The organism is Moorena sp. SIO2C4, assembly GCF_010672485.1.
GTDB classification, from domain to species: Bacteria; Cyanobacteriota; Cyanobacteriia; order Cyanobacteriales; family Coleofasciculaceae; genus Moorena; species Moorena producens.
The window spans coordinates 1-7,267 of sequence record NZ_JAAHGN010000314.1; the positions used below are offsets into that span (position 1 = coordinate 1).

Below are 7,267 nucleotides of genomic sequence, written 5' to 3' on the forward strand. Positions count from 1 at the left end.
TGATCCCCCCCAATCCTTCACAAGTTTGGATCCCCCCCAATCCTTCACAAGTTTGGATCCCCCCCAACCCCCCTTAATAAGGGGGGAGAATAAATCGATTGAGAAGCCCTTAACAAGTTTGGATCCCCCCCAACCCCCCTTAACAAGGGGGGAGAAGGAGAGGGAGAAGGAATGGATTGAGACATTAGTGCGATCGCATTTTATCGAGAACTGGGAAGCTACCGATCAACCGGAACACTTGAAGACCATACGCGATCGCATTCTTTGTAATGAGCAACGGGCTGCCTATTTGTTGGAATTGTATCAGCAGGTGTGGCAGCAGGGGGAAGTTGTTGCTAATAACAGTTTTGAAGAGGGCAAGTTACAGTTATCTGGGTTAGTGGTCAAGCACAGACTTGGAACCTCTCCAGTGCTTAAAGTCTATAACCCGATCTACCGTGAAGTCTTTAATCAGGAGTGGATTAAGCAAGAATTAGCCCAGTTACGTCCCTATTCCGAAGCCTTTAGGGCTTGGGTGGCCTCGGATTGTCAGGATCAGTCACTGTTGTTGCGGGGTCAAACTCTAAAGAATGCTCAAGCCTGGGCAAAGGGTAAGAATTTAAGTTATTTAGATCAGCAGTTTCTGGCAGCAAGTGAGAAAAAGCAGATAGAGGAGCAAATTGCTCAAAAAGAACGAGATGCGGAATTAGAGAGAGAGAGGAAAGATAGGGAAGCAACCCAGAAGAGAAATCTGGTACTAACTGAGGCGAATCGGAAAGCCAAAGGGCAGATGCGGTTCGGATTAGGTGTCTTAATTTTAGCGTTATTGGGAGCTGGGATTTCTGGAATACTAACAGTAATTCTATTGGTAAACGCGAATCGCCAGGTTGATTCTGCCAAGATAGAACTTAACCAGGTAAAGCAAGAATTTCAAAATGTCTCGCAGCTATCTGAAGTAGCTGGAAAACTTTACAAAGCCAATAAGCGCTCTCAGGCAGAAAGAGCCTGGAAAAAAGCAGCTCTGTCCTTTGAGATTCAAGACTATGAACTCAAACAAGCCATGCTGCTGAGCAATATTGCTATTGCCTATCAGCAACTTGAACAGTTTGATCAGGCAAATAAGGCAGTTTCAGAAAGTTTGAAACTATTAGCCAATGCAGATAATAGAAACTCTCTAGATCACTCAGCTCTTCTTGCCCAATCTTTAAATGCCCAAGCTCGTTTACTCGCAGCTCAAGGAGATACTCAAAGAGCGTCGTCTGCTTACGCCAAAGCTTTTGATACTATCCAATCCTTAGGTAGGGATTTAACTAGGATAAATCCAGCTATACGGGTTTCTTTTGGAGAAATTGTAGAGAGTGTTTATCAGGGGTTTATCGGGTCACTTTTGGATTCTGAGGAAACTGGCTCTAACCAGCAAAATCTCAGAAAAGTTCGTCAGGTTATTGAATCTCTCCATTTGACTGAACTCAATAACTTCCGTGAGATAGTTCCTTTGAATCCTAATCTCATCCAAATTGACCAAATTGATTCCCAAGCAGCAGTAATCTATCCTATTCTTTTGGAAGACCGCTTGGAAGTAATTCTTCACTTGCCCGGTCAACCCTTGCACCGCTACTCAACACCTTTATCTGCAGAAGAAGTTGAGGAAACGCTTAGCAGTTTTAAAGAGGCAGTGCGAATCGTGCATAGACGTTTATGGCGTAGATTCTCCCCAAAAATTTACGAATTGCTGATTAAACCAGCAGAAACTAAGTTAGCTAAAAGCAACATCAAGACTATCGTATTTGTGCCCAATAGTAGGCTAGGAAATATTCCCATGGCAGCTCTCCACGATGGCGAGCAGTATTTAGTAGAAAAATATGCCATTGCTGTGACCCCCGCTTTACAGAGTCTAGAGCCTCAGCCCCAGAAACAAAAACCTTTAAAAGCTTTGATTGCTGGAGTTTCTGAATCCCGCCAAGGCTATTCACCATTACCCTTTGTTGAGGTGGAGGTAAAAAAAATTAGCTCAATGATACCAAGTTCAATCCTACTTAATCAGGACTTCACTGGTAAAGCCCTGGAAAACGCACTTAACTCCTCTTACTTCCCTATAGTTCACTTGGCAACCAATGGAGAGTTTTCTTCAGAAGATACATTTATATTGGCTTGGGACAAAAAAATTACAGCCAAGGAATTTGAGAAGTTACTGCATTCAAAAAAACACAAAAAATCCAATCCCATTGAATTACTCGTCCTCAGTACTTGTGAAATTGCTCAAGGGAATAATCAAACACCTTTTGGATTTGCGGGAGTAGCCCTAAGGTCTAAAATACGAAGTATTGTCGGCACTCTGGCGTCTGTTGACGACCAATCCACTGCTGAGCTGATGGTTCAGTTTTACCAAGAATTTACTCAACGGAACGTTACTAAAGCTGAAGCCCTGCGCCGTGCTCAGTTAAGTATGTTAAAAAAGTATGAATTCAGTCATCCCTATTACTGGGCACACTTTGTTATAATCGGTGACTGGCGCTAAGGGGCTATGACGTAGCGCGAACAGCCGTCAGCCGTCAGCCGTCAGCTAAAAGCTCACGCTACTTGAAAAGTCGCAAACCGCTAGAAGATATTATTAAATTAAAAAACTAGAATTTCATGAAAACATTTACTGCAATTGTTGAGCGAGATTTAGATAGCAATCTCTACGTTGGTTATATTCCAGGATTTAAAGGCGCACATTCTCAGGGAGAAACCTTAGACGAGTTAAAGGAAAATTTGCGAGAAGTAATTGAAATGCTGCTAGAAGATGAAAATTTAACCTTTGAAACAGAATTTGTCGGTACACAACAAATTGTAGTCTGATAGTTACAGCATTTTTCATAACTATTAGGTGCGCTTGACCCATTAAGAATTAAATTCGCCACGGGTCGCACCTGACGTACACAGAATTTTTTCACTCTTGCCTCTTGCCTCTTGCCTCTTGCCTCTTGCCTCTTGCCTCTTGCCTCTTCCCTGCTCCCTAAAACGTAGAAATTTGTACCTCACCGAATTGAAAACCGCTGTAAGTACCAATAACTAGAATAGAAGAAACTCTGTTGTGCGGGAAGCAACTAAATCATGACATTCGCCACCACAGCTGTTGAAACTAATCCGATTGTGCTGAGGATGCCCCCGGCACTGGAGATGGATGATGACCAATTTTTTGAATTTTGTCAGGTTAACCGAGAATTACGTATTGAGCGGACATCAGAGGGAGAAATAATTGTTATGCCCCCAACAGGAGGTGAAACCGGAAAACGTAATCTAAGTATAGGTGGTCAGTTGTGGACTTGGGTGGAACAGGACGGTACAGGAGTAGGTTTTGACTCATCCACTGGTTTCAAACTTCCCAATGGTGCAGAACGTTCCCCTGATGCCTCTTGGGTAAAGTTAGAAAGATGGGAAGCCCTAACACCTCAACAAAGGCAAAAATTTGCTCCCATATGCCCGGATTTTGTGATTGAATTGCGTTCCCCCACTGATAGGGTGAAAGATCTCAAGAACAAGATGGAGGAGTACAGGTCAAATGGCGCTAGCTTGGGGTGGTTGATTGACCCAAATAGTCGTCAGGTGTATATTTACCGTCCTGGGGTAGAAGTGGAACAGTTGGACAATCCGGCTACGGTCAAGGGTGATGAGTCGGTACTGCCTGGTTTCGTGCTGAAGCTGGATAAAATCTGGTAAGGGTAACGGATTAGCCTTGTCAACCCAAGCAGAGAAGCACAATCAGCCATCTGTGCTAGTTAATTGATGATCTTACTCAGGAATTTCCTCAATTCCAGAGAAAGGGTAATGATAAAACCGGATTGTAGAGCCCTGATGTTTTTGACTTCGAGCTCTTTTAGCGGTTCTAGAACCCAGTCACATTAAGTATGATCCACTGGATACTAACCACATTGCCTTGAGAGTCACAACAGACAGACACTGACATATCAACCGCTACAGGTTTACCTTGCCGTGGACACAATACCACTTGCCAGTCCTTGAGCTTTTGCAATTCCTGGAGCTGGTGGAGTTGGAGGTCGAACCGATTAGACTCAGCTTCACTGATAAAGCTCATCAGCGGTTTACCCACCAGATAATACTGCTGTACGTTTAGTAGACTAGCAGCTGCACTGTTTGCTTCTTGGATAATTCCTTGAGCATTGGTTACCAGGTAACCCTCCGGAGCCAATTCAAACAAATTATGGTAGTGTTGTTGCCGTGCTTGTAACACAGCGTAAGCCGCTTGCAAAGCCTCATACTTCTCGCTGAGTTCCTCAAAACCGGTAGAGAGTTCCTCTAGAGCAGCATAGAGCAGCTCCGGCTTTAGAGAGGATTGCTTAGGATCTAGTGATTCAATTTTGAGGCACTTTTGACCTGGAATCTGGTGCTTAGTAAAGTCAAAGCCTGGATTTGTGTTCAGTGAACTCAGAAGTGCTTTGAATACGGTATCGTCGTTTATATTCACTCGTATTTCTCCATCCACAGAGCAAGTCTAGGAACAATTGAGGCTGGACTACTCAATGGCCTTCTATTAAATCGTCCCCTAGGGTTCGCGAGTGTACTTGATGGTAGCAAATTTTTGTGGCAAAATCATGAAGCAAACGCCCAGAATTGGCTTTTAAACCACGCTTGCTCCGCAATATCTTTGCTTTTATTGATTTTTCTGTTGTCTCTATGGATGGCTCAGATCGGCTTTCCTCAATTAAAGTCCACCTTAGGGATTTGAGTTAAGGGGTAGCCCACTTCTGAATTAAACCACAATTATAGAGTATAGCACAAAAAAATGCAAGCCTTAGCAACGGTAGACCATGAAGGCTTTACGCCCCTAGACTAAAGGGAATTTAGAATGAGAATTTACAATCAGAATTTTTTGAGGGCTGCGATCGCATGCAAGCTCACGGAGTGATCTGAATCTGCCACCAAGTCTTTGAGTAAGGGTATTGATTTAAATTGAGCTAATTGTCCTAGGGACATGGCTAGAGTTTGTTTGATTTGGTGATCTTCGGTAGCCACTTGCCCTGATTGACAAAAGTCGATCAAAATCTCAGCGGCTTTGGGTTTCAAATAGTCTGACTCTACCATCCCCAGGACGCTAATGATTTCCCGACAGACTGGTGTGGGTGCCTCCCTCAGCACTGCTTGTAACTGTTGTAGGGAATTGGTAGTAAACTCCCAACTGAAAGCACGGACAATCTCGATTTGTAAACTGATTGGTGTAGCTGGTGACTGGAGTGCCTTAACTAACGCTTGATGGGCTTCCAAGGTAGCTAAACGCCCGAGTGCGATCGCAGCTTGGTGGCAAACCTCCAAATTCAGGTCATAAAGCAATGGTTTAATCCGCTTGACTAGATCTAAATCTGGCAACAGAGTGCGTAGTAACCCTAGACCAATCACCGCTTCTTTCCTCACCGCTGCCACTTGATCGCTTATGGCATTCAGGAGAACTGGAGTAATTGAGGGTGAGCGAAAATTACTGAGGGTTTCAATAGCAGTAGCCCGTATTTCCGAGCTGGGGTCATTAACCACACTCAGCAATGGCTCAATCACTTCCGGACGGTGAATATGAGCCAGGGCTTGCACTGCCAATAATCTGGCCTCTGGGGATTCTGGGAAACGGCTTAAAGCCGCCACCGCTGAAGTCCCAATGTTTGCCAGTGCCTCAGAAGCCATATAGGCTAACTCTTCATCCTCACCATCCTTCAGCAATTTGACTAGCACCATCACTACTGCCGGGTCATCAAACTGACCTAAGATCCGACCAGCAAACCAACGGACTTCCAAATCTAGTGCTTCATCTTCTAGGATGCTGATCACCGGAGCAATAACGGCTTTCCCCAGTTTTGGTAGCACCTTTACTAAAGCCCATTTTTCTTGAAAATCCCCACTCTTGAGCACCTGTAATCCCAGACTCAAAGCTAGCTGAAACTCTTCATCACTTAACCGCTGCTGTGTCTGACCATTTTTCCCTAAGGACAACTGCTGAAGATGGTGAGTGAGTAATGAAAAATTTTCCTGCTGTCCAGCAAGACTTGCTTGTTTTAAAATGTTCAGCATTGTTTAATCGTTGCCTCACGGCAATAAAAAATTAACTGCATCAAATTCACTGCATTGGACTACTATCTCGATCACACAGGAGACTGATCCGACGAACAGCTGATTTTCCAGCGTTACTTAATAATGGAATGATTTTAAGAGTCAGGTGCGCGCCTCCAAGGCCGCGAGCAATCCCTCGCGGCCTTGGGTCGCACCTGTGGAATGGGCATCAGGCGTGGAACTGGCATCTTGCCAGTTTCAATATATGTGTGGAACTGGCATCAAGCCAGTTCCACACATATATGTTCGGGCGGGCAGGATGCCCACTCTACTCCTATTAATTCGAAGATTCAGCAACGCCGAATATCGGACTCTAATTTAAGCGTTCTCCAACAAAAGCCTAATTATCAAATCCAAAATGTATTAAATGCAATATTTTGATGCATAATATAAAATTTTATAAATTCTTTGTAACAAAAGCTACGATGTTTCCCGATTGTGAAACCTATCGTTATATCTCGATATGGACTATTGATCTAATCACATCGACTTAGTCAGTGTTAGTCAGTGGGAACCTTACACAGTTAGACATCTTGAAAATCCTGCCTGGTGGGAGGTTATCTCCACTGGGCATCTACCTTTAGGGGATGTCAAACTCTCAACCTCAATGACTCCAACCCAAAAGTGGGTTGAAGTAAGTATAGGGGGCTCGGTGCCAAGCTAACAGTTAAATCCCATCTAAATCCCATCTAAATCCCATCTAAATCCTAGGGAGTGATATATAGCAATGTCTTTACAAGTCGAACTATTAGAACAAAGCTTTGATAAGGTTAAGCCTCGCGCTACAGAATTTGTAGCCAGCTTCTACGAAAATCTATTCACCGATTATCCAGCCGCCCAGCCTCTGTTCGATACCACAGACATGGTTGCGCAAAAGAAAAAACTGCTGGCTTCCTTGGTACTGGTAGTAGAAAATCTACGTAAACCAGATACCCTCAGTTCAGCCCTCAAAGGACTAGGAGCGAGACATGTTCAGTATGGAGCGCTGCCAGAACATTATCCATTAGTGGGCAATAGCCTCCTAAAAACCTTTGAGCAATACTTGGGGGCGGATTGGACACCAGAGGTCAAGCAAGCCTGGGTAGATGCCTACGGAGCCATTACCACCATCATGTTGGATGGTGCGGATTATTCCTCTGAAGAAGTGGAGTTAGATTCCCCAAAACCAGAGGCCACAAAACCCAGCCCCCAA

At 44.2% G+C, this 7,267-nt stretch carries 7 protein-coding genes; 4 read left to right on the forward strand and 3 right to left on the reverse strand.

Annotated features, from left to right (window positions below):
- Positions 1 to 118: 118 nt before the first annotated feature.
- A complete protein-coding gene (locus F6K20_RS17345; protein WP_287295433.1) occupies positions 119 to 2,497 on the forward strand; it encodes a CHAT domain-containing protein in 2,379 nt (792 codons plus the stop codon).
- A 116-nt stretch (positions 2,498 to 2,613) separates the two neighbouring features.
- Positions 2,614 to 2,820: a type II toxin-antitoxin system HicB family antitoxin gene (locus tag F6K20_RS17350; RefSeq protein ID WP_287264887.1), complete on the forward strand. Its 207-nt coding sequence runs from the start codon at positions 2,614 to 2,616 to the stop codon at positions 2,818 to 2,820.
- 42 nt (positions 2,821 to 2,862) lie between these two features.
- Here F6K20_RS17350 and F6K20_RS17355 read toward each other — a convergent pair whose 3' ends face one another.
- Positions 2,863 to 3,003: a hypothetical protein gene (locus F6K20_RS17355; RefSeq protein ID WP_287264888.1), complete on the reverse strand. Its 141-nt coding sequence runs from the start codon at positions 3,001 to 3,003 to the stop codon at positions 2,863 to 2,865.
- Between the two features lie 72 nt (positions 3,004 to 3,075).
- Here F6K20_RS17355 and F6K20_RS17360 point away from each other — a divergent pair, with 72 nt between their 5' ends.
- Complete coding sequence (locus tag F6K20_RS17360; protein ID WP_008189366.1) at positions 3,076 to 3,681, forward strand: Uma2 family endonuclease; 606 nt, start codon at positions 3,076 to 3,078, stop codon at positions 3,679 to 3,681.
- A gap of 166 nt (positions 3,682 to 3,847) precedes the next feature.
- Here the strand turns inward: F6K20_RS17360 and F6K20_RS17365 are convergent, their stop codons facing one another.
- Positions 3,848 to 4,447: a PAS domain-containing protein gene (locus F6K20_RS17365; protein ID WP_044495145.1), complete on the reverse strand. Its 600-nt coding sequence runs from the start codon at positions 4,445 to 4,447 to the stop codon at positions 3,848 to 3,850.
- A 395-nt stretch (positions 4,448 to 4,842) separates the two neighbouring features.
- Positions 4,843 to 6,036, reverse strand: coding sequence for a HEAT repeat domain-containing protein (locus F6K20_RS17370; RefSeq protein WP_008189368.1), 1,194 nt, complete (start codon positions 6,034 to 6,036; stop codon positions 4,843 to 4,845).
- A gap of 766 nt (positions 6,037 to 6,802) precedes the next feature.
- Here F6K20_RS17370 and F6K20_RS17375 point away from each other — a divergent pair.
- Positions 6,803 to 7,267, forward strand: a 465-nt coding sequence (locus F6K20_RS17375) for a globin family protein (protein WP_287295435.1), incomplete at its 3' end; no start/stop codon positions are given.